We start from the raw sequence: 22,957 nt of genomic DNA on the forward strand, positions 1-22,957 counted from the left end.
CGTACTTTCCTCTAACAATTTTTTAGGCTCTTCCCCCATTTAGATATCACGCTCTTGATTTTCCTTCATCCCCTTCCCCTTAATTGGTATTTTTGACATCACGGTATTTGTTTTATTCTCCTATCAGCAATTATATAGGTTCCGTCTTTATATGTATTCATAGATTAAGCTTAAGACGAAGTTTATGCAACAATAAAAAAAGACTCGGACAAGCTATTATAACAACGACAATAGATGTTTATGTTTCCCCAACAAACAAAGAGAAACTTCTGACCGTTTAAATGACTTACAGGTTAGGTAAGCACAAAAAAATACCAAGGCAGTCACCTTGGTATCATTGATGTTTACTTAGGAACAACCCTCAGTTAAGGTGAAAAATTAAGATGAAACAAGATAAAAGCAAACGCTTATACTTGATTTAATAATATTTTTCTATTCCTAGGAGAGTATTTTAGCTTTATCCTAAACTTAAAATTCTTTTTATTACATTAGGAATAACAAAAGACCGTTTGATTTCTTTATTTACTTGTATAATGTCTTTTTGTGTTTTCCCATTCTCTTCCCAAGTAACTTCTACTGTATAATCATTATTCGTATTTGGTGGATCTGCCATTATCGCTACTGCTATTTCTTTTGCATTCTTAGGTTCATCTGTTGCATCACCTGATGCCTCAACAACACCATTTTCTTTAAACACAACCTCTTTTACTGAAAACTCAGAATCCCTTTTCCATGTAATATGAACCGCCCATAAGTCTTGCCTTGCCAGATCTATGTCTTTTTCAGGAGAATAGATAACACTCCATTTTCCATCTTTTGAATTCCCCTTCAATATAGGAGGTTGGTGGGTGCCAGCATAAATAAACCATGCTAAAAAAACAAGCAGTACAACAGAAAAAATAATTGCTAAAATAAACCTACTTTTTTTCATTTTAACTCCAATCTTTATAAGTAATAAATAGGATGTAAACTTATTATATTCTAATATGAATAATTAATAGTAAGATTAGGATATAAACTCATTAAAAAGATTGGACAATGAAGTGATTTGAAGCAGAATCTTTGTTTAAATGAAGCTTAAAATCGAGCAAAAGATTATAAAGAAGCTTTTATCACGATCATGTTGGTGTCACTGATCAATGGAAGGCCCCTTTCCTCGACATTAGGGATAAAGCTTTTCAATAAAGGCAACTATTATATTAAGATTTAACCTCTTTATTCCTATCAATGAATAGGGTTACTACAACACTAATTATGCTGACTAAAGTTCCTAAAACAGAAACAAGAATTGTCAAAAAGCCATTGGGAATAAGAAATCCAATTGGAATCATCCCCAGAAAAGTTAAAACGATAAAACATTGATATACTCCAGATATTATTCTTACAGCCATGTTGCCAAAAAAGGACATGGCTAATGGAGGGATGAATAAAAATACAACTATCCCAATGGTTATCATTAAGATCATAGGCTCATCAAATGAAATGACATTATCTCCAGGGGAATCTTTAGCAGCCACTAGTATAACAACTATAGACATCATCAGTGTAAGTAAAACCAGAAAAAACCTTTTTAACATCGTTATGACTCCTTTTTTTATTATAAATGTACTTATAAACGGGTATCCCGCCTTTTTCCATTTCATAACCATTTTATATTATTCAATGAAAAAATAAGCAGTCAAAATGCAGCTATCAATAATATTTATCACCACTTACTATTAAGACATAAATTTACATATTGGTAAATAACCACATGATATTCATATGTAACATTGCAATGCTTTACGTTTTTCTTTGCAGCTTCCAAAGAATTCAAAAATTGTTCCTTGGCTCTTTCATATTCTAAAGAATCGATCAAGTTTCCTGCTACAATAAATTGACAACGCATAATTTGGACAGTTTCTTACACTCCAAAAATGTTGAGTGCACGATTTGCATCATTCATGGAGAAATACGTTTGTTTCATATAATATACATAAGACACTTTGAAAAAAGCCGGAACAGGACTTCTGACAAATGTGTGGGTTATTTGCTTGCAGCCAGTATCATTCGTCATAAATATCAAAGGAGGCAAAAACAGTATGAAAATCATTGTTACCAGTATATTCGTACAAGACCAAGACAAGGCACTGGAGTTTTATACAGAAAAACTGGGGTTTGTAAAAAAGGAAGACGTTCCTATGGGGAAATTCAGGTGGATAACACTTGTTTCTCAAGATGATCAAGATGGAACCGAACTTTTACTCGAACCAAATGAACATCCTGCCGCTAAGGAGTATCAAAAGAAGATATTCGCCGAGGGCTTCCCAGCCACAATGTTTGGCGTTACAGATATTCAAAAACAGTACACACAATTAATGGAAAAAGGCGTGAAGTTCACTATGGAGCCGACAAAAATGGGAGAAGTCACAATAGCTGTCTTCGACGATACATGCGGCAACCTCATTCAGATTATACAAAAGTAGCTTCATGACGTTCTTATATTAACACCTAATAGTCAAAACGAGTAAAACAGATTTTACTTTGATATATAATGATCTATGAATCATTGACTCATTTATCTATATCATAAATTATAATGGTGGTGGCTTATTATGACTCTGAATGAAATAATTGATTACTGCCTGTCTTATCCAGACACCTATAAAGACTATCCTTTTGGTGAAGGATGGACTGTGATGCGTCACAAAGGTAATAAAAAGTTGTTTGCGCTTATCTTTAATCTAGATGGTCATCTATGCATCAATCTTAAATGCGAACCTGAGCGCGCCAATTTTCTGCGCAGCATCTATAAGGAAGAAGTGAAACCCGGTTATCATATGAATAAAGATCACTGGAATACCATTATTTTAGATGGTGCCCTCTCGAAAGAAACTCTAGGTGATATGGTGCAACATAGTTTCGAATTGACAAAGCCGAAGAAGTCTCATAGCTAAAATGAAAAACTGATCTATGGTAATTAGTCGAGTTTTCAGGATATACACGGACCAATTGACCTTTCCTTTATTGGAAATCATACACGTTCCGTATTGTTTTTGCTTGATCTGTTTTATTAAAAAAGTTATTGACAATAAAAATATTATCATGTTATTATTAAATATTTTGATTATCCACCTCCATGTATGGTAAGCTTAAGAAGGTTACCATACATGGAGGTGGATAATATGTTTCAAATTGGCGATAACATTGTTTATCCAATGCACGGAGCAGGTATAATTGAAGCCATAGAAGAAAAAGAATTTTTAGATGAAAAACAACAGTATTATGTCATAAAAATGTCAATCAGTAATATGACAGTTATGATTCCAACACGTAAAATATTGAGTTCAAGTATACGACCAGTTACTGATATACTTGCATTAAAACGCATTATACACATTTTTCAGCATGGAGAATCAGATAGGTTACTGCCGTGGAAACAAAGGTATCAAGTAAACACGAACAAAATAAAAACGGGTGAAATACAAGAAGGTGCTGAAGTTGTACGTGATTTAATGCGTATGAAGAAAGAAAAAGCACTTAATTCAAGCGAAAAAAAAATGTTGGATCATGCATATGAATTTTTGATCAGTGAACTGGAAGTAATTAAAGGAATCACTGAAAATCAAATAAAAAGCTTCTGTTAAGGTTAATATTACATTCCAAAACATTCTGAATTTTTCATCAATACCATGATTAAAGGTACATCATTTCAAAGACATTCAACTTTTTCACCTTATTTTTAGTACATTAACCTCTTTTGTTATTCCTACAATCTAATCCATTTTTATTATTTAAATTTCTTCAACGGACATTTGAAGTTTATCAAATAGTCACTTGATTTTAGTACCTGATTCACACTGGCACGGACAAGGAGCCGTAAGGATGAAAGAGAGGTAGGGCTTTCATTGTTTTAGGTATATCTAAGTCAAGAAAAATCAATCAATCTCCCCTCTATCGTTAAGAATTTCTTATATCCACTGCGCCAGTCAATAGTTAAAGAAGCCTACTTCTAATAAGGATCAGTCTTATGAAAATTTGAAGTTGGTGGAATTCTTGCAGATGAACCAGCTGTTATGATAATTAATCAACAACACATAAAAATTATTAAATGAATGAAGAAAAGGATGATTCTTTACAAAAGGGATGGTCCTTTTTGTTCACCATTGTAAAAAGAGAATATACATAAACTTCATCTGATGTGATGAATGAAAAAGAAGGAGAGTGTCGGAATTATCATGGATGACTCCCGTTTAGTGTGGCGCTTTTGGCGGTTGATACACGACACATGTAGAGTTGGCTATTATTTTTAACATTTCGTAAAAGTTTGCTTCCTAATAAGCTGTAGGTGTGTTTGAAAAGAAATAAATAACTTATATACATTACCGCATATTGTCAATCCGATATGTTCTACTTGTAAAGAAACCTTTGAAGCGTTAAATCTTTTTCTATTACCTGTACCATCTCCCTACTCGAACGTTGAGTAGGGTTTTTTATTGAGTTTGAGTATTATACAGAGAACGCAAAAAAACAGGCCCCTATACTAAGAGCCTGTTTTTATAACGAGTTTAGATTAAGAAGCTTTTTGAACGTTAGCAGCTTGAGCTCCACGAGCACCTTGCTCAACGTCAAACGTTACTTTTTGACCTTCGTCTAATGATTTGAATCCATCACCTTGGATTGCAGAGAAGTGTACGAATACGTCGTCTCCATTTTCACGTTCGATAAATCCAAAACCTTTTTCTGCATTAAACCATTTAACTGTACCTTGTTCCATTTTTGTTGCCTCCTAGTGCGTTACCACACATTTTAATTACTATCCCTGCCCAAAGTATCATCAAGACGAAAAGTCAATCTTCATACTATCCTTTACACGAACAAAAATAATCTTTCTTTATCATAGCACGTAACGGAAATAATTGCAATTATAATATCGTTTTAAATGAATCACGAGTGTGTACTTCATTATTGATTGTTAACAAAATTTCTTAAAAAAGCTCAGCTGTTGCTTGTTCAAGTGCAAGATATTTTTTTAAAAGCAGGGCTGTTCACTAGTAAAGCTTTGCCTCTACAGACGTCTTCAAACTGTCACTCATTGTTTAGCCTCGTTTGCCAAGAGTACTTGACCACAAATCATCTTCCTTTTCTTCATTACCACTTTCCAAAGCCTTTTAATCATTTTGACACTAACAATAATCCTATTTACGGCAGTATTTTCTTACTTGTAATGTTTTGTTTCTCAATAATGTTCACGGTCGAAATAAACCGATTCTTATATATTGGCAAAAAGAAATAATAGTATGTGATTGTATTCGAAAAGAAAAATAAATAATTTATATACATTCCCGCATATTGTCAATCCAGTATGTTATACTATAAACAAACCTTTGAAGCGTTAAATCTTTTTCTATTACCTTGTAACATCTCCCTACTCGAACGTTGAGTAGGGTTTTTTATTGAGTTCGAGTATTATACAGAGAACGTAAAAAAACAGGCCCTTTATTAAGAGCCTGTTTCTATAAACATTTAAGATTAAGCAGCTTTTTGAACGTTAGCAGCTTGAGCTCCACGAGCACCTTGCTCAACGTCAAACGTTACTTTTTGACCTTCGTCTAACGATTTGAATCCGTCACCTTGGATTGCAGAGAAGTGTACGAATACGTCGTCTCCATTTTCACGTTCGATAAATCCAAAACCTTTTTCTGCATTAAACCATTTAACTGTACCTTGTTCCATTTTTGTTGCCTCCTAGTGCGTTACCACACATTTTAATTACTATCCCTGCCCAAAGTATCATCAAGACGAAAAGTCAATATTCATACTATCTTTTACACGAACAAAAATAATTCTTCTTTATCATAACATGAAACGGAAATAAATGCAAATTAATGTTATTGTTTTATTCGCGCCATTATTTGTTAAACATACAGAATAAGAGGCCTTCAATAGCTATGGTTTGAAAACACCGTGAAAATAAATCGCGAGTGTCTTCAACCCTTTTTTTTGCTTAATCGTACTTCGTTATTGATTGTTAAAGATTTCTTTACAAAGCTCAGCTGATTCTTGTTCAAGTGCTAAAAACAGGGCTGTTCACTGGTAAAGCTTTATTTCTGCAAATGTTTGCAAACGTTACTCATTGTATATCCCATTTGCCAATATGCTCATAAAAAAATAAAACTTGATCTCAAATCATCTTCCTTTTCTTCATTACCACTTTCCAAAGCCTTTTTAATTAAGCAACTAGGAAATTCAAGGTCTTCCAGCTTACTTTATTTTAAAATCAATCCATATTTACACTGTAAGGTTTGTTCCTCAATCAAGGTTCAGGGTCTAAATAAACCGATTCCCATGGGGGAGCAGGGATAGAGTTTGGTCCGATAAAGAGATGGGTATAATCTTTATACGACTTTTGTTTCCAGGCTGTCTCTGCTAATAAAGATTTAATTAAGCTGAAAATCAGTTTCACATTACCATTCATTTTACAGAGGATTGGAAAATCGATTCATTTAACACAATTTAAAAAGGATCCTTAGCCGTCTGGAAAGTTATAACAAAACCATGATACTTATCATATATGGTGTATGACAGCTGGGACTTCAAAGAGCAGAAAACGTTTTCTATACTGAGCTTAAGAACATTAGGGAAGGGGAAATTTTAATAAATGAATAAAGAAAACCTAAGGACTTTGAGAAAACTGGTTACCCCTTACGAAAAGTCCGATTTACAAAAAAGTATATGTCAAATCATTAACACATTGGTACCATTTTTCCTGTTATGGTGTTTGGCATATAAGAGCTTGTCGATTTCTTATTTCCTTACATTAGCGATTTCTGTCGTTGCGGCGGGTTTTTTAGTGAGAACCTTCATCATCTTTCATGATTGCTGCCACTATTCCTTTTTTAAGAGCAGAAAGGCGAATCGAATCCTTGGAACAATAACAGGAATTCTGACTCTGCATCCTTTTGATCATTGGGCACACGACCATTCTGTCCATCATGCGACTAGCAGCAACCTGGACAAACGGGGTACAGGCGATATTTGGGTACTGACTGTTGAGGAATATAAGGAAGCCTCAGCTAAGACAAAAATAATGTACCGTTTGTACAGAAATCCGTTTGTTATGTTTGTTATTGGGCCGATTTACGTCTTCGGGATTACCAATCGTTTTAATCGTAAAGGGGCAAAACGCAAAGAGCGGATGAATACATATGTAACAAACCTGGGGATCGTCGTTTTGGCAGCACTTTTATGTTGGGCTATCGGCTGGAAAAACTTCCTGCTGGTTCAAGCGCCAATTTTTATGGTATCGGGATCCCTCGGAATTTGGATGTTTTATATTCAGCATACGTTTGAGGATTCTTATTTTGAAGAAGATAAGCATTGGGAATATGTAAAAGCAGCAGTGGAAGGAAGCTCGTTTTATAAGCTTCCCAAAATCATGCAATGGCTAACAGGCAATATCGGTTTCCATCATGTTCATCATTTAAGCCCGAGAGTCCCAAACTATAAGCTTGAAGAAGTACATAACAGCACTGAACCATTGCAAAACGTTCCGACCATCACACTGGCAACAAGTCTAAAGTCGTTAAAGTTCCGCCTATGGGATGAAGAAGGCAAAAAATTTGTTGGTTTTAGCCACTTAAAAAAAGCTTCTAACAGCCAAGCATCAGCGCGGCTAAGAACGGATTAAATAAACTCCCCATAATCGATGATAAGGGGCAGTGTATCTTGCAGAATAAAAGTGCAGACTCGCGCAAAGGTTTTGTGCAGGGGTCAGCACTTTTTTAATGCCAGATACACTTGCAGACTCCACAATGCGGTACATTTATTGCTGTATTTCCCGAAAAAAAATAATACCAAAGATGGTTAAACCCTTGGTATCATTGATGCGGCCGAGAGGATTGAACCTCCACTGGTTATTCACCCACTAGGCCGTCAACATAGTAAATCCATATCATTGATTATGAGCGCTTGTTTTCCTTACACTTTCTAACTCCACTTCACATCATTTCTAACGGTTTTATATGAATTGTGGTTAATAATTGGTGAGCAAAAAACCCCTTACTTTCTCAATCTCCAAATCTCATTATAAAATGATTTCATATTCGTTAGCTCTCCTAAAACAATTAAAACTACAGAGACACTATCTTTCTCGGTAATTGAATTTACAAAAAATCTTTTTTATATCGAACGGCTAGATAGATTGCTGAAGCGAGGAATGCAATAGAATACTTAAATAAGAAGAAAACTTGCCACATATATTCTTTTGGGAAAAGCAAGTCGCAAAAAATTAGTGCATATAACGTACAGAGGCTACCTTTTAAAGCGATTTGGTTTGTTCTTTCGTCAGCCTTACCCATTTTTTTAAGAAATACGAATGTCAGAATCAATCCGACAACAAGCAATACAAACCCGCTGCCAATAAGAATATTCCAATTTCCCGGAGAATGTTCAGCCCAGGACTTTAAAGGGTGAAAAGTTGCGTTAGTGATCGTATCTGAGATCGAAACCATTTTCATTTTTGATCATTTCCTTTCTCATAAGTAAAAATCTCGTTTACATCCACATTAAAAAATTCGGCAATTCGAAAAGCTAACAGCAGAGTCGGAACATAATTTCCTTTTTCCATTACAAAGATGGTTTGTTTGGAAACCCCGACTTTCTTTGCTAATTCTTGCTGAGACAATCTGGCAAGTACACGATATTCATAAACCTTATTTGAGATCGAATCACCAAAATCTTTCTTCATGACCATCACCTCTTGAGCCAAATTATAAACTCCTATTATATAAAAGTAAAGTAAACTTATATAAAAATATAAAATACCTTTACGTTTACCTAAATTACTTTGATTTAATATGAACCTGATCGCATAAAGAACCTGATGAAATTCATGATTTCGTTAGGTTCGATCTGGTGTAATTTATGTTTTTATAAGAACACGGTTTTGGTGGCGCATACGGAACAATGATTCTTGGTTATGACTCTGAAGGCGCTGAATTTGTAGAGCAAACAATAGAATACAGAACGTTTTACAATTTTATACCAGGTCTTGTTGTTATTGAGTATATAAATGAATTTTCTTATTGTCTTGATACAAACAGAATGGTAGATGGAGAGTATCCAGTTATTCTTTGGGATAACCATGAAGGATATGGATATACCTTAGATTGACCCTCAACCTAGTAAGAACGTATCTTGGGTTACAAAAGCTTTTAATCAAAGCATCTGTTTATTTTATTTACACCTCATCATTTTTTATGAATTATGGGCACAAATGAGGAACCTATTAGAGACCAACGGAACTCTACATTTCATCAAAGATATGTCACTCATTGCCCTGTCGTAAAAAAATAATTCTAACTTTAATATTGCTCCCATTCTTGCTGTGTATGCAGGTATCTCTCCGCATCAACTTCCTTCAATATCTGAACAATTATCTAGCTTGGTTTCAAGTGTTAGAATCCATCAACATTAGATTATGAAACTTATTCTTTAATTTTCCGTATATCAATATAAAATGGTATCTAATGCAGGGAGGAATATTAGTTGGCTGAAAAGCAAAAAAGTGTTCCATTTTTGAAAAAATATTGGGTTTCTCAAATTGGTGTATTTTTATTGTCACAGATCATTTTTATTACATTTGAAACAACAGGATGGTTACCTAATTATAGAGAGATTGATGGAACACTATTTGGGAGAATTACGGAATCGTCAATTTTTATAGACTGGTTTACTTTTTATGAAACACCACAATTAAATTTACTTACTGTCTTTTTTGGCGTCTTCTTTCTTGTGCCTGGAATAATAAGTGCATTAAAAAACGTAATTTCGCCTAGACACTATAGTAATAGCTCTAAATAACCGTGATTAAAAATAAATATGGTTTATTAAAATGAATAAAGTTTGAGAAGAGTTGTACTTAAAGTAACGGGTGCGTTAGTTGAACAATTCAATGTTATAAGAATGGAACTTCCATATATTTGGGGTTCTATTTTTTATAAGTAAACCAACATTAAACCACAACCATTTAAAAAAAGCTTAATCAAAAAGAGTAAGCTTTTTCTAATTATTTTAGTAACCTATGCCCCTACCCTATCTGCAGCCACTTTGACTTCTGTACTATGATCACTTTGCAAATAAGTTATTGAAAATACACTACTTAAAACCACTGCTGCAAATAGTTTTCTTGAATTTCTTCTTCAGCAACTTAAAAAAGGTAAAGAGGATTTTGACGAAGATAAGGGTTGGGAAGATTAATCTTCCCATTCCAAATAAAGTTGTTTTGGGGATTGAATAATTATAATATAAAAAAACCATACCGAGATGTTTTGGTATGGTTTTCTAAGCTAGACCCTCAACATAGTAAATCCATAACATTGGTTATGAAAGCTTGTTTTCATTAGACTCTTTATATTTATTTGCCATCTTTTCTATACGTTTACATCAATTATGGTTTAAAAAATGGTGAGCCAAAACAATGAATGACCTTGCATTTTTTCATCTATATTGATTAAGAATTCTAATTTCTTCCTTATGAATAAAAGTTTCACCTTCTTCCTCAATTCTAATCAAATCAAACTCATTAAGAAGATACTTTATCACCAACTTTAAATAATAATGGAATAAGTGCTAATAAAATAATTCCTACAACCAACGTAGATATTATTAACTCCTTCCATACAATCAAATTCTTTAAAAACATTTGATAAATAACTAATGAGTTTACTGGAATGTTAAGCAATAAGCCCGTAAGAAGTCCAGGTGCATACTTTTTCATTAAAACAGTTGCAATAAGATGTGGAAAAATAGCGTTGATAACCATAGAACCTAGAAAGCCAATGAAAATCCATTTTGCAATATCTGATTCTGGCATATATAAAAAACCAAATGCAGATAAATAAGCCAACATAGTTATAACAATGACAGCAAAATGAAATTCATTTGAGGTTACTGGCTTTTGAAACTTTGAAGGTTGTTGTGACCACTCAGGTAACCAAATAGCTTCCTCAATATTATGCAGTGTAATAGCAAAACAAAAAAATACTGCGAAATAAACCATCTATCATTTCCTCCTCGGTGCCACGTCTCTTAAAGGAATCACCCAATATGTTTTAACAACATTATATTACATATGAGGGTGAACTATATGGTGTTAAAAGACAGCAGAAACCTGCCTAAGCAGTTGCTTCTTTTTTATATGTGCAATAACGTGTTGTTGGTGGCATGTATATTAAAATAGCCAAATGTATAAATACTACTACTGAATAAACCATTCCTGTTAGGCACATACACTTTTATAAAATTGAACTTAAACCTTGTCCTAAAAAATAATCAGCTAAACTGATTATATGTTATACTGATTAATAGGAGGTGCAAACTTAATTGGATAGATGGAATCAATCTTATGGTTTTTTACTCGGAAAAGTTCTTCAACGATTGGAAAGCAAATTTGCTGAAGGGCTTATCCCATATGAGATTAATGCTAGACAATACGGAGTTCTATTGTTTATCGAAGGAAACCCTTACTCATCACAAAAAGATATTTCTGAAAACCTGCAAATAGATCGGACTACTATGGTAGGTCATATCGACCATCTCGAAACTTTAGGATTTGTTGAGAGAACAAAAAACCCTAATGACAGAAGATCCTATAGCCTTAAAATTACGGAAAAGGGTAACGATGTATTGGATTCGCGTTGGGAGTTTTTAATGAAGACGGAATTAGAAGTATTAGCTCCTTTAAATCAACAAGAAAGACAATTATTTAAAGATTTTCTTATTAAAATTTGGAAGTCACTATAAAAAGCAGGAGGTTACATAATATGCATGCTCTCGATTATTTTAATGCACGTCTCGAAGCAACGATAAGCCCTATGGATTATGTAAAAGCGAAGCAAATGAGTCCCGAGAAATACTTCTTAATCGATGTCAGAAACGGTCCAACTCATGTAAGGAGCGTCACAATTAAGGATGCTAATGTTATTCCTGAACAAGAACTGCAATCTCGTTTAAATGAAATACCACAGGATAAAGAAATTATTGTTTACTGTTGGGATGTCTGGTGCAATACAGCTGCCAAAGTTGCTAAGTTTTTATTAGAACATGGATATAAAGTCAAAGAATTGACCGGTGGTATTGCAGCATGGAAAGAAATGAACTTTCCTGTCACAAACTCAGATCAAGGCAATAACATACCTGATAATTGTGGGTGTTGACTTAGTGCAAGATAAAAGATACTGGATTGGGGTTGCTTCTCGAGATCATGTAATGAGAGCTGTTCAAGGTGGTTTTGCTCAACTTTGTCATGGCAAAGAGGCACCTTTAAAAAAGATGAATACTGGTGATTGGATTATTTATTACTCCCCCAAGATGAATTTTAAGGAAAGCACACCACATCAAAAATTTACTGCTTTAGGCAAAGTGGTAGATAATCATATTTTTCAGTTTGAAATGGGAAATGACTTCAAACCTTTCCGGAGAAAAATAAGTTTTATTCATTGCACAGAAACACCGATTCGCCCATTAATCCCAAAGCTTTCTTTCATTAAAGACGAACAGCGTTGGGGGTATTCTTTTCGATTTGGACATTTTGAGATAAGTGAAAAAGATTTTAAGCTAATTGCAAAAAAAATGGTCGATGCTTAAGGAGATTAGAAAATTCTAATCTCCTTAAAACTTTCTTATATATCTTTGACTTGTCACTCTTTGCATCCCGATTCAACAAGTTTTAAAATTAACTATTTATCACATGAAGAAAAGATTCAATCTCTATAGATTGAATTCCTAACATGCAATTGGTGCCATGTCATGAACTCTTAAAGGAGGTTTAATAAATCCAACAACAAAAAAAGATACCAATACGTTTTGGTATCTTCATCTAAATCGAGTCCCTCAACCTAATAAAAACATATCATGAGTTACAAAAGCTTTTATTCAAAGCATCTATATATTTTATTTATACTTATTTTCATCATTTTCCATGAATTCCGGGCAAAAATTGGGCACCTATTAGAGACCAAGGAACTCTACATTTCCGTCAAGAAATATGTACTCACTGCCCTGCTTTAATTAATTTTAAGCCCTCGCTCTATGCCCCCCTGAATTCAGTATTCGATGTAACTTTGAAATAAAGTTTGATTAAAATCTATCACAAACCCTTATTTTCACAACACATTATTGTTTCAGCTTCCCTCGCGAATACCGGATCAATGCTCAGCTTTAAGATAGTCAACCAATTTCTCCGCACTGTTCTTAACATCTTCTTTTGAAAGGTGAAGTGTCCCATATTGTGTAAACGCAGGAAGAAAACGCATTCCTATATAGTTAGCAGTGACTTGAAACGGTCTGATAAGCTCGCTGATCGTGATATTATATTCTCCGCCTGCTTGATAATCAGATTCCTGTGCGCCTAAGGAGATAGCTAAGAGTAGTTCTTTTCCATGCAATTTCGTTCCTCCAGTTCCAAAAGCCCAGCCATGTGTTAACACATCATCTTCCCATTGTTTGAGTAACGCAGGACTGCTGTACCAATACATTGGGAACTGAAAAACGATACGCTCATGATCTAACAGGAGCTGCTGCTCTTTTTCTACATCAATGATAAAATTAGGGTATTCACCGTACAGGTCATGAACCGTAATGTCATTCTCTTGCTTTAAACGATTCATCCAGGTTTTGTTGACAACAGACGTTTCCAAATTAGGGTGTATAACGATAACTAATGTTTTCATTTGACTGATTATCCTTTCTTCGCCGATTAGGTATTATTGCTTTTACGATCATGAATTGATTCTAATTTTAAATAGCAACTTATTTACACTTATTTTAACATTTTTCATGAATTCACGGCACTGATTGGGCACCGATTACATTAAAGCTTAACCTTTTAAAAAGATTAAGCCTTTTTAATACCCTCATGCGCCTACCCTATCTGCAGCCACTTTGACTTCTTTACTAGGATTACTTTGCAAATAAGTTATTGAAAACACACTACTTAACATGACTGCTGCCAATAGAATCCGGCTGATTTTCATTAATAATATCCCCGTTTTAAATTTTTCGTCTTGCTTCAATACTCATACGATAATATTCATTAGAGAGCATTAAATTTCCTTGTTCATGAAAATAAGCAGCGACTTCAATCGAAAAATTTTCAACATCAGCAAACATTTTTCTTCTCGAAGCCAGATACGAAAATGCATTCTTTATTAATTAAGTCTCACCATCAGAAAAAAATAACCCCTCTAATATTTTGAATTTCGCTGAGTATTCCTTATCATCACTTTTATCGGCAATAAATCGCCCTTTCCCAAATGATGTCAAAACAACATCATAATTTTGTTGTTTTGTTCCAACATAGGCTAGAGTGAATAAAGTCTTTGTTAGGAAACTGTGTTTTGATTTTTCCGAAAATTTCTAACGCTAGGATTAAATGTCGTGAAGCCTTTTTATATTCTTTCAATTCATCATAACAAATTCCAATATTCATGTGTGACATTGCAATTAAATGATCTATGTTACTTTCCTTGGCAATCTCGATGTATACCAATCACTTAACTTTTTTGTGACTATGTCGTATGGAAATTTATCTTTATCTAAGGAAATTACCCCATCCTTACATAAATTGTGCAAATACTTATATTAATTGCGTTGTGTCAGAACACCCTTTATTTTACAAAGATGTATTGCAAAAAGGTACATTATTTCTACTCCTTTGCGTATTTTTTTCGGTTATACCAATACTTTTGCGACTTGACACATTAACCTAACCAAACTTATTCACACAAAAAATAGAGCAGTAAACATGTGAGTTACTGCTCTCTACTTAGTTTATTCTCCGTTAATTTGTTTTACAATGTATTCAGCATCATTTCCTACGCCTTGAAGCAATGCTGAACCTCGCCTATACTGCCAAGGCAAACCTATAAAGTACAATCCCTCTACAGGTGAAACACCTCTATAATGTATGATTCGACCTTCTTTATCCAAAACACCTTTTATATTTATCCAATGAAGGGGATTACGAAAACCAGTAGCCCAAATAATATTGTTTACTTCTAATGAAGATGAATCTTTAAAAATGACTTCATTTTGCTTTCCGGCTATGACTCTTGTTTTTAAGATGATCTCCCTCTGTTTTATTGCATGCTTTAATTCATACCCAAAGATTGGATCACCTTTCTTTTGAATGAATTTTCCTAATATTGATGTATGACTTGCATGTAAAACTCCTAATTTATCAAACCACCAAAAGATGCTTCTTTTTCCAATCAATAAAGGGAAATAAACTGGTTTATTACTACAAGCTAAATATGTAACTCTTTCTTTGGATAATTCAACAGCTATTTGAGCACCACTATTCCCCCCACCCACTACTAGTACATTTCCATGTACCAATTGTTTTGAATTCTTATATTGTGATGAGTGTAATTGATTAATATTACCGGATAAACCCTTTGATATTGATGGAATATTAGGGATATGAAAAGGACCTGAAGCAATAACAAGATTCTTTGTTTGATATTCTTCTCCATTTGTTTTTATTAAGAAATGATTCTTTAATTTCAGGACACTTATTACTTCTGTCCGTAATTGGATTGGAATTTCAAATCTATCAACATATTTCTTTAGATAAGCAACAATTTCATTTTTTGAAGGAAAGCTATGTTTTTCTCCTTCAAGATGCATTCCAGGCAATGAGCTATACATTCGAGATGTAAATAAAACTAATGAGTCATACCGATCTTTCCAGCTTTCCCCCACCTCATTACTTTTATCCAAAATGATAAACTTTTGATCGGACTGCTTTAGATAATATCCTATTGAAATTCCTGCTTGACCAGCTCCGATTACTATAGTGTCGTACATATTAATCCCCCCACCAATTTTACTTATACGAGAGATAGGCTAACGCTAGCTAGAATGCCTCTTAATAATTAGTAGAGATAAATCTGACTAACGTTAGTTTATCTCCTCATTGTAAATCAGATGAAAAATTTTAATGGTGATGGTGGTCATGCGGCTGCTCAATTGTGGCCTGACAAATGATCGCATTATCATGATTATGTGCTTCGGTTTCCATTTGAATGGTTACGTGCGTAATGCCTTTATGCTCAAGCTCATGTTCAATTTTACGTAAAATATTTTCACTTTCTGAAATCGTCAGTTGATCGTCAACAACAGCGTGACAAGAAAGAGCGTTTAATCCACTTGTGATAGACCATATGTGTAGATCATGAATGCTTTGAATTCCTTCTGTCTCTTCAATTGTATGAATGATGTCAGTGACATCGATATTTTCTGGAGTTCCTTCCATTAATACGTGAATGGAATCTTTAGACACATTGTAACCGCTTCTTAGAACAAGAATAGCCACAATGACACTAGCCAATGGGTCTGCCCAGCCCCACCCAAAGAAGATGATAAGTATGGCAGCTAGAATGGCACCTACAGAGCCGAGCATATCGCTTATTACATGTAAATAAGCACCCCTTATGTTCAGATTATTCTCTGTATCTCCGCCTCTCAACATAATCCATGCGACTAATATATTTACAACCAACCCGATAATACCAATCGTAAGCATGCCAGTTGTTGCTACTTCTGGTGGATTAGAGAAACGTTCGATTGCTTCATAAATGATATAAAGAGAAATAAGAATTAATGCAACACCGTTTATCACAGCTGCAAGAATCTCAAATCGCTTATAGCCGAATGTCTTATTATGACTTGCCTTCTTTTCAGCTAATGTAAAAGCAATCAGGGCAACCATTAATGAGATTGAGTCACTTAGCATATGGCCTGCATCTGATAAAAGTGCCAAACTATTTGTTAAAAATCCACCTATAGCTTCTACAATCATATAACCAGTAATGATTATAAAAGAGATCAATAAAACCTTTTTACTGGATCCTTCAGTATGATTGTGGCTATGATTGTGGCCCATAAAAATCTCCTCCTCAACTAAAGTTTCTTCGTACATATGTATTTATTATTTCAAATCCGTTATTGAGCATTCTGATGATACAAAGAACATTTATATATGAGTATGTGTTCATATATAAATGTATCTGTTCTACACTGAAAAGTCAAAATATTTTTTGCGAAATCTCAACATAATCTCATTTTTATATATGTGCAAATAAAATCAATTGATGCTATTCGTAAATATACTTTTGCAGCTTGATACGGATCACGACGTCCCTCTTATAAACAGAAAAAAAGAGGAGTAAACACATGGTTTACTCCTCTAACTTAGTTTCTTCACCTTTCGTTTCTTCATAGCCTGGTGTTTTCTTTGATAAGCCAAGACGATCATTTTCGCCAGTTCTTGACATACCTTCTAGATTACTTTAGGTAAGCGGGCAGTTCGTGGGCAGTAGACAATTTAAAAATAAGCACAAAAAAATACCAAAGGTCTACAACCCTTGGTATCATTGATGCGGCCGAGAGGACTTGAACCTCCACGGGTTATTCACCCACTAGGCCCTCAACATAGTAAATCTATATCATTGATTATGAAAGCTTATTTTCATTACATTCCTTATATTCATTTGCCATCATTTCCATACGTTTATATGAATTATGGTTAAAAAATGGTGAGCACAAACAATAAACGTCCGCACTATCCTTTTTTATATTATTGATTTAGAATTTTAATTTCTTCCTTGTAAAAATGAAGTAGTGCTTTTCATAAACAGACAGTGTTAATTAATAGACTTCATTGGTGTCCAGTTCATATGGCTACACCACAAAAAACAAGCCGATTTATTCTTAATCGACTTGTTCAACAATTACTTTACAATCAGCACAGGACAGTTCACACGTTTAGCAACTTTATGACTTACACTGCCCAACACCATCTCCTGTAATGAATTCAATCCTCTGCTTCCTACTATGAGCATATCAAATTGATTTTCATTTGCATAAGAGACAATTGTGGGTCCTGGTTCACCATGTTTCATGATTAAATCATGTTGTACACCAGCTTGATCAATTTTTTTTATAATCGGGTCTAACTTCTTTCGTCTTTCCATTTCCAATTCTTCAGTACTTGAAGTATGGAGCACTTCACTTTTTGCTTTTGAAAAGTCCTTAACATAAATAATTTCCACTCTTGAATCAGGTACCAGTTTTGCTATACGGATTGCATGTTCTGCTGATCGAATAGAATGTTCTGATCCATCAGCTGCCAACAAGATATTTTTATACATACCCCTTCACCTTCCCCTTAGTGACCTGACGGCTGTGCGTTCGGATTTTTGTAAGTAGCAAGCTTTTCAATCAAATTGTGACTTGACTCGTTTAAGCCAACCAATTTAACATCTGCGTGATGTTCTTTGAATTTCAAGACAACTTTATCCACGGCGGCGACACCTGAATCATCCCAAATATGTGCCTCAGAAAAGTTCATTACGATACGCTCTTTTACATCTTCATATGAAAATGAATTCACAAAATCTTGAACAGAAGCAAAGAACACTTGACCCTTAATATCATAAACAACTTCTTTATCTGAAACAGAGGCGATATCGACCCTTACTCTTGAGATTTTAGAAGCAAAGAATATGGCACTTAATATGACTCCTACAATTACACCAATGGATAAATTATCTGTAGCTACAACTGTAATCACAGTAACAATCATGACAACTGTATCAGTGAGCGGAACTTTTCTAAGTGTTCGTAGCGAAGACCAATCGAATGTTCCGATTGAAACCATAATCATAACGCCAACCAAAGCAGGCATAGGCACTTGAACAACCCATTCACCTAAAACGAGTATTAAAAACATGAGGAACACACCAGCCGTAAAGGTTGACAGTCTGCCTCTCCCTCCGGATTTTACGTTAATAACAGATTGACCGATCATCGCACATCCAGCCATACCGCCGAAAAATCCTGCAACGATATTGGCAATGCCTTGTCCTCGACTCTCTCTATTTTTATTACTATCTGTGTCTGTCATGTCATCTACAATTGAAGATGTCAACAGCGACTCAAGCAGACCAACGACAGCAAGAGCAATAGAAGTCGGGAAGATAATTGACAGCGTCTCAAAGTTTAATGGAACATCGGGAATCAAAAAGCTCGGCAAAGCTTGTTTGATTGTTCCTAAATCTCCAACTGTTTGAACATTAAAATGACCCCAAATAGAAACGACCGTGAGAAATACAATCGCTATTAAAGGACTTGGAACAGCTTTTGTAATAAACGGGAATAAATAAATAATGACTAAGGTTATGCCGACAAACACATATGTCATACCGGATATACCAACAAAATGAGGAACTTGTGCCATGAAAATTAAAATGGCCAGTGCATTAACAAAACCTACCATGACCGATCGAGGTACAAATTTCATTAATCGCGCCACTTTCAGAACCCCAAATATGATTTGGATGATACCCGTCAGGATCGTAGCAGCAAACAGATACTGTAATCCGTGATCCTTCACCAATGTTCCCATTAACAACGCCATAGCCCCTGTAGCTGCAGAAATCATCGCAGGTCTGCCGCCTGTAAAAGAAATCACTACAGCAATACAAAATGAAGCATACAACCCTACCATAGGGTCAACTCCTGCAATTATGGAAAAACCAATCGCTTCAGGTATTAATGCTAAAGCAACGACAATACCAGCTAATAAGTCCCCCTTTATATTTGAGAACCACTCCATATTTAATTTTTTTAACATAAAATACAGTACACCTCTTTATGATTATTTTTGTTGACTTCTAACTCTCATAGAAGTCAGGGCCGTTTGTAACTATTTAAAATGTAACAAACAAGAATTCAAATGTCTACAATTTTTTGTACCAAAATAGATCTTTTTTGGTACTACCAGCGCACTCTGCGTTATCCATCTTATTTTGTTATAATAAAATATACAAAATTCATCAGGGGTTGATGATTTGATTTTTGGATATGCACGTCCATTTAGCCAAGATCAGGATGTAACAAAACAGCTAGCCGCACTTAAAGAATTCAACTGTGAAAAAATCTATATTGAACAAACAAATTCAGCAAAGATAAGGCCAGAAATTGAGTCACTATGTAAAAGTTTAAATGTCGGCGATACCGTAATTATTTATAAGTTGTACAGTATTGCGGATTCTACAAAAAACCTAATTGATATCATTCAATTCTTCAAAACAAAACAAATCAACTTTATTTCAATTTTAGATAAAGTGGATACCTCAAAAAAAAACGGTTCCATTTTCTTCGATTTTTTAGAAAGAGTCAGCGAATTTCAATTTGACATAATTAGCGAAAACACAAAGGTTGGAATTCAAGAGGCTAAATTAAAGGGGAAAAATACAGGACGTCCGAGAATACCTGATCATAATGTCCGCCGTGCTATGGAGATGTATCAAAGCAAAAAGTATACCATTCAGCAAATTACCAAAGAGACGGGTATCAGTAAAACAACGTTATACCGCTACTTAGATAATTGGAATGATTTTGATTAAATTTTATTTTTTCTTTGGAAATTAAACACTTGGAGCAGAATGCCTTAATTGTCTGCTCTTTTTTATTCTCTAAAAGAATAAAAGAGCATGTACATTTAATTACAATGATGTGATTCAGGGCAAGAATTTAGTGTACGTTTGTAAAGCTATAATTATAAAAGGACGCATTTAAAAAATGCATCCTTTGTAAAGAAAAGATTCAATTCTATTTACCTGTTTCAGCAAATTCCTTCAACCTATCACCTATTTCATCACGAACTCTTTGGAAAAATGCCCATTTTTCTTCCTCTGTACCTTGTGCTTTAGCCGGATCATCAAACCCCCAATGCTCACGCTTTACATGAGCAGGCGTCATCGGACAATTATCAGCCGCATCACCACAAAGTGTAACAACTAAATCAGCATTGTTCAGAATATCAGGGTCGATAATATCTGATGTTTGATTAGAGATATCTATACCAACTTCTTTCATGGCTTTAACTGCATTCGGATTTAAACCATGTGCTTCAATTCCGGCACTGTATACATTCCACTCATCTCCAAGGTATTTTTTACCCCATCCTTCAGCCATTTGACTGCGACATGAGTTCCCAGTACATAAAAAGTAAATTGTTTTCTTTGACATTTTCATCTTCTCCTTAAAAGTTTAATGAATAATCAAAAGCCAAATATAAAGACCAACAAGTGTAATAAATAATGTTGGGATTGTTAAGATAATTCCTGTTTTAAAGTATGTTCCCCAAGAAATTTTTACGCCTTTTTGAGATAGAACATGTAACCATAAAAGTGTAGCCAGTGAACCAATTGGTGTTATTTTAGGTCCTAAATCAGAGCCAATCACATTTGCATATATTAATGCTTCTTTCATTATCCCATGTGCATCTGTGCCGGCAATCGCTAATGCATCGATCATAACGGTCGGCATATTATTCATAATGGAAGACAGTATAGCTGCAATAAAGCCCATCCCAATAGTACCCGCGAACAATCCTTGGTTAGATACAGCTTGGATAATATCAGATAGAACATCTGTTAAACCTGCATTTCGTAATCCATATACGACAACATACATACCTATAGAGAAAAATACAATTGCCCATGGTGCGCCTTTAAGAACTTGCTTCGTCTGAACGGCTGAACTCTTTTGTGCCATTGCGAGAAATAAGATAGCAATGATACCAGCTATAACGGAAACAGGTATTGAAAACAATTCACTTATAAAGTAGCCAACTAACAAAATTCCTAAAACAACCCAAGAAATACGAAACATTTTCTGATCTTTTATAGCTTCCACAGGCTTTTTAACTTCAGCAAGATCATAATGTTTTGGAATGCTTTTTCTAAAGAAAAGGTAAAGAACAATGATACTCGTAATAAGCGAGAACAGGTTTGGAATAATCATTCTTGATACATATTCAATGAATCCAATGTGAAAGAAATCTGCTGATACAATATTGACAAGGTTACTGACAACTAGTGGTAAGGATGTAGTATCTGCTATAAACCCACTTGCAATAATAAATGGAAAAACCAATTTTTCTTGAAAATTTAAGGCTCGAACCATAGCCAAAACAATTGGAGTTAAGATAAGAGCAGCACCATCATTCGCAAAAAATGCTGCAACAATTGCCCCCAGTATCGTCACATAAACAAACATCAGCACACCATTACCTTTGGCTGCTTTAGCCATATGTAAGGCTGCCCATTCAAAGAAACCTATATTATCGAGAATTAGAGAAATAATGATAATTGCAATAAACGCTAATGTTGCATTCCAAACAATTCCCGTCACATCTACAACATCTTGAAAATTAACAACCCCTGCAATTAAGGCTAATACAGCGCCTCCGCAAGCTGACCAGCCAATAGATAAATTTTTCGGCTGCCAAATAACAAATACAAGAGTCAGCACAAAAATAAGTCCAGCTAAGATTGTCGATAACAACTTAGAACCTCCTAACGACAAGAAACCTGAGTTTCTTTTTGTTTAATTGACTGTAACAATGTATCGTGACAATCAATCTTATTAAGAATAGACAGTACCAAATCGTACTCCGGACAAGATTGGTTTATAGAATAAAACCGCCATTGACCTTTTTTAGATTCCTGTACAAGTCCTGCTTTTTTTAATTTACTGAGATGCTGGCTAATAGCAGGTTGACTCATTTGAAACATATCAACTAACTGACAAACACAGTATTCCTTATTTTGAAGAAGTTTCATTATTATGAGCCTCGTTTGATCACTTAAAATTTTTAAGCAATGTACCACATTAACAGCTTCAAGATTAGATTGAGTAGTCATTCCTCCTCCCCCCTTGCGCACATTGTATAATAAGCCAAGAATATAAGTCAACGCTTATATAAATAAGTAGAAATTTAAACATCAAAGAAAATTGATTTATAACTTGATTTCATTTCCTATTTCACTTATGATAATTACATCAAATTTATTTGATTAATCAACCAGAGGAGGACTTCAAAATGCTACAAATACCTCTAGAG

Annotated in this window: 27 protein-coding genes and 4 pseudogenes; 10 read left to right on the plus strand and 21 right to left on the minus strand. The window is 34.5% G+C overall.

Features of this window, described 5'->3' with window-relative positions; genetic code table 11:
• Positions 1-457 precede the first annotated feature (457 nt).
• The 3 genes and pseudogenes from LNN34_RS13570 to LNN34_RS13580 all read right to left on the minus strand — a co-directional run.
• Positions 458-931 (minus strand): hypothetical protein, encoded by a 474-nt coding sequence (locus LNN34_RS13570; RefSeq protein WP_229043638.1) that lies wholly within the window; start codon positions 929-931, stop codon positions 458-460.
• 268 nt (positions 932-1,199) lie between these two features.
• Positions 1,200-1,577 carry a hypothetical protein gene (locus LNN34_RS13575; protein ID WP_229043639.1) on the minus strand — a complete coding sequence of 126 codons (378 nt, stop codon included), beginning with the start codon at positions 1,575-1,577 and terminating at the stop codon, positions 1,200-1,202.
• Between the two features lie 200 nt (positions 1,578-1,777).
• Positions 1,778-1,993 (minus strand): annotated as a pseudogene (locus LNN34_RS13580) (tetratricopeptide repeat protein); the annotation flags it as partial.
• An 88-nt stretch (positions 1,994-2,081) separates the two neighbouring features.
• Between LNN34_RS13580 and LNN34_RS13585 the strand changes: the two are divergent.
• From LNN34_RS13585 to LNN34_RS13595, 3 genes are all read left to right on the plus strand, one after another.
• Entirely contained in the window at positions 2,082-2,465 is a 384-nt protein-coding gene (locus LNN34_RS13585; protein WP_044161679.1) for a VOC family protein, read from the plus strand.
• 129 nt (positions 2,466-2,594) lie between these two features.
• Positions 2,595-2,936, plus strand: a complete 342-nt coding sequence (locus LNN34_RS13590) for an MmcQ/YjbR family DNA-binding protein (RefSeq protein WP_229043640.1) — start codon at positions 2,595-2,597, stop codon at positions 2,934-2,936.
• Between the two features lie 228 nt (positions 2,937-3,164).
• On the plus strand, positions 3,165-3,626 hold the full coding sequence (locus tag LNN34_RS13595; RefSeq protein ID WP_229043641.1) for a CarD family transcriptional regulator: 462 nt from the start codon (positions 3,165-3,167) through the stop codon (positions 3,624-3,626).
• Between the two features lie 926 nt (positions 3,627-4,552).
• Here LNN34_RS13595 and cspC (LNN34_RS13600) read toward each other — a convergent pair.
• The 3 genes from cspC (LNN34_RS13600) to LNN34_RS22105 form a co-directional block, all read right to left on the minus strand.
• A complete protein-coding gene (cspC, locus tag LNN34_RS13600; protein ID WP_010333137.1) occupies positions 4,553-4,756 on the minus strand; it encodes a cold shock protein CspC in 204 nt (67 codons plus the stop codon).
• A 755-nt stretch (positions 4,757-5,511) separates the two neighbouring features.
• Positions 5,512-5,715 carry a cold shock protein CspC gene (gene cspC, locus LNN34_RS13605; RefSeq protein ID WP_010333136.1) on the minus strand — a complete coding sequence of 68 codons (204 nt, stop codon included), beginning with the start codon at positions 5,713-5,715 and terminating at the stop codon, positions 5,512-5,514.
• A gap of 580 nt (positions 5,716-6,295) precedes the next feature.
• Positions 6,296-6,457: a molecular chaperone TorD family protein gene (locus LNN34_RS22105; RefSeq protein WP_416378572.1), complete on the minus strand. Its 162-nt coding sequence runs from the start codon at positions 6,455-6,457 to the stop codon at positions 6,296-6,298.
• Positions 6,458-6,640: 183 nt separating this feature from the next.
• Between LNN34_RS22105 and LNN34_RS13610 the strand changes: the two genes are divergently transcribed.
• Entirely contained in the window at positions 6,641-7,669 is a 1,029-nt protein-coding gene (locus LNN34_RS13610; RefSeq protein ID WP_229043642.1) for a fatty acid desaturase, read from the plus strand.
• Positions 7,670-8,144: 475 nt separating this feature from the next.
• On the opposite strand, the gene LNN34_RS13615 is transcribed toward LNN34_RS13610, so the two are convergent.
• Together LNN34_RS13615 and LNN34_RS13620 are read right to left on the minus strand one after the other, a co-directional pair.
• On the minus strand, positions 8,145-8,498 hold the full coding sequence (locus LNN34_RS13615; RefSeq protein WP_229043643.1) for a DUF2178 domain-containing protein: 354 nt from the start codon (positions 8,496-8,498) through the stop codon (positions 8,145-8,147).
• Positions 8,495-8,728, minus strand: a complete 234-nt coding sequence (locus LNN34_RS13620) for a helix-turn-helix transcriptional regulator (protein ID WP_003240464.1) — start codon at positions 8,726-8,728, stop codon at positions 8,495-8,497. The genes LNN34_RS13615 and LNN34_RS13620 overlap by 4 nt, the downstream gene beginning before the upstream one ends.
• A 188-nt stretch (positions 8,729-8,916) precedes the next feature.
• On the opposite strand from LNN34_RS13620, the pseudogene LNN34_RS13625 reads away from it, so the two are divergent.
• Both LNN34_RS13625 and LNN34_RS13630 read left to right on the plus strand, forming a co-directional pair.
• Positions 8,917-9,138 (plus strand): annotated as a pseudogene (locus tag LNN34_RS13625) (SMI1/KNR4 family protein); the annotation flags it as partial.
• A 390-nt stretch (positions 9,139-9,528) separates the two neighbouring features.
• The gene (locus LNN34_RS13630; RefSeq protein WP_229043644.1) at positions 9,529-9,843 is read left to right on the plus strand and encodes a YfzA family protein; all 315 of its coding nucleotides are present in this window, start codon (positions 9,529-9,531) and stop codon (positions 9,841-9,843) included.
• Between the two features lie 218 nt (positions 9,844-10,061).
• Here the strand turns inward: LNN34_RS13630 and LNN34_RS13635 are convergent, their stop codons facing one another.
• Together LNN34_RS13635 and LNN34_RS13640 are read right to left on the minus strand one after the other, a co-directional pair.
• On the minus strand, positions 10,062-10,151 hold the full coding sequence (locus LNN34_RS13635) for a phosphatase (protein ID WP_082687808.1): 90 nt from the start codon (positions 10,149-10,151) through the stop codon (positions 10,062-10,064).
• Between the two features lie 413 nt (positions 10,152-10,564).
• Positions 10,565-11,041 (minus strand): HXXEE domain-containing protein, encoded by a 477-nt coding sequence (locus LNN34_RS13640; protein ID WP_229043645.1) that lies wholly within the window; start codon positions 11,039-11,041, stop codon positions 10,565-10,567.
• Positions 11,042-11,364: 323 nt separating this feature from the next.
• On the opposite strand from LNN34_RS13640, the gene LNN34_RS13645 reads away from it, so the two are divergent.
• Genes LNN34_RS13645 through LNN34_RS13655 form a run of 3 tightly spaced genes read left to right on the plus strand, consistent with a single transcriptional unit; the run spans position 11,365 to position 12,627 of the window.
• Positions 11,365-11,784: a MarR family winged helix-turn-helix transcriptional regulator gene (locus LNN34_RS13645; RefSeq protein ID WP_044161692.1), complete on the plus strand. Its 420-nt coding sequence runs from the start codon at positions 11,365-11,367 to the stop codon at positions 11,782-11,784.
• Between the two features lie 20 nt (positions 11,785-11,804).
• A complete protein-coding gene (locus LNN34_RS13650) occupies positions 11,805-12,197 on the plus strand; it encodes a rhodanese-like domain-containing protein (protein ID WP_044161693.1) in 393 nt (130 codons plus the stop codon).
• 4 nt (positions 12,198-12,201) lie between these two features.
• Positions 12,202-12,627 (plus strand): EVE domain-containing protein, encoded by a 426-nt coding sequence (locus LNN34_RS13655; RefSeq protein WP_229043646.1) that lies wholly within the window; start codon positions 12,202-12,204, stop codon positions 12,625-12,627.
• A 560-nt stretch (positions 12,628-13,187) separates the two neighbouring features.
• Here LNN34_RS13655 and LNN34_RS13660 read toward each other — a convergent pair.
• The 8 genes and pseudogenes from LNN34_RS13660 to LNN34_RS13695 form a co-directional block, all read right to left on the minus strand.
• Complete coding sequence (locus tag LNN34_RS13660; RefSeq protein WP_044161700.1) at positions 13,188-13,712, minus strand: NAD(P)H-dependent oxidoreductase; 525 nt, start codon at positions 13,710-13,712, stop codon at positions 13,188-13,190.
• A gap of 183 nt (positions 13,713-13,895) precedes the next feature.
• Positions 13,896-14,015, minus strand: a complete 120-nt coding sequence (locus tag LNN34_RS13665) for a phosphatase (protein ID WP_069487534.1) — start codon at positions 14,013-14,015, stop codon at positions 13,896-13,898.
• A gap of 16 nt (positions 14,016-14,031) precedes the next feature.
• A pseudogene (locus LNN34_RS13670) lies at positions 14,032-14,521 on the minus strand (tetratricopeptide repeat protein); the annotation flags it as partial.
• A 290-nt stretch (positions 14,522-14,811) separates the two neighbouring features.
• Positions 14,812-15,849: a flavin-containing monooxygenase gene (locus tag LNN34_RS13675; protein WP_229043647.1), complete on the minus strand. Its 1,038-nt coding sequence runs from the start codon at positions 15,847-15,849 to the stop codon at positions 14,812-14,814.
• A 130-nt stretch (positions 15,850-15,979) separates the two neighbouring features.
• On the minus strand, positions 15,980-16,927 hold the full coding sequence (locus LNN34_RS13680; RefSeq protein ID WP_229043648.1) for a cation diffusion facilitator family transporter: 948 nt from the start codon (positions 16,925-16,927) through the stop codon (positions 15,980-15,982).
• Between the two features lie 295 nt (positions 16,928-17,222).
• A pseudogene (locus tag LNN34_RS13685) lies at positions 17,223-17,318 on the minus strand (lipoprotein); the annotation flags it as partial.
• 456 nt (positions 17,319-17,774) lie between these two features.
• Positions 17,775-18,194, minus strand: coding sequence for a universal stress protein (locus LNN34_RS13690; protein WP_229043649.1), 420 nt, complete (start codon positions 18,192-18,194; stop codon positions 17,775-17,777).
• A gap of 17 nt (positions 18,195-18,211) precedes the next feature.
• Positions 18,212-19,678, minus strand: a complete 1,467-nt coding sequence (locus tag LNN34_RS13695; RefSeq protein ID WP_229043650.1) for a SulP family inorganic anion transporter — start codon at positions 19,676-19,678, stop codon at positions 18,212-18,214.
• A 217-nt stretch (positions 19,679-19,895) separates the two neighbouring features.
• On the opposite strand from LNN34_RS13695, the gene LNN34_RS13700 reads away from it, so the two are divergent.
• On the plus strand, positions 19,896-20,453 hold the full coding sequence (locus tag LNN34_RS13700; protein WP_229043651.1) for a recombinase family protein: 558 nt from the start codon (positions 19,896-19,898) through the stop codon (positions 20,451-20,453).
• A 205-nt stretch (positions 20,454-20,658) separates the two neighbouring features.
• On the opposite strand, the gene arsC is transcribed toward LNN34_RS13700, so the two are convergent.
• Genes arsC through LNN34_RS13715 form a run of 3 tightly spaced genes read right to left on the minus strand, consistent with a single transcriptional unit; the run spans position 20,659 to position 22,757 of the window.
• On the minus strand, positions 20,659-21,078 hold the full coding sequence (arsC, locus tag LNN34_RS13705; RefSeq protein WP_229043652.1) for an arsenate reductase (thioredoxin): 420 nt from the start codon (positions 21,076-21,078) through the stop codon (positions 20,659-20,661).
• Between the two features lie 21 nt (positions 21,079-21,099).
• A complete protein-coding gene (locus tag LNN34_RS13710) occupies positions 21,100-22,398 on the minus strand; it encodes an arsenic transporter (protein ID WP_229043653.1) in 1,299 nt (432 codons plus the stop codon).
• A gap of 11 nt (positions 22,399-22,409) precedes the next feature.
• On the minus strand, positions 22,410-22,757 hold the full coding sequence (locus LNN34_RS13715; protein WP_202656557.1) for an ArsR/SmtB family transcription factor: 348 nt from the start codon (positions 22,755-22,757) through the stop codon (positions 22,410-22,412).
• Positions 22,758-22,957 lie beyond the last annotated feature (200 nt).

Origin of the sequence: Bacillus sp. AF23, from assembly GCF_020861455.1 — a bacterium.
GTDB classification, from domain to species: Bacteria; Bacillota; Bacilli; order Bacillales; family Bacillaceae; genus Bacillus; species Bacillus halotolerans.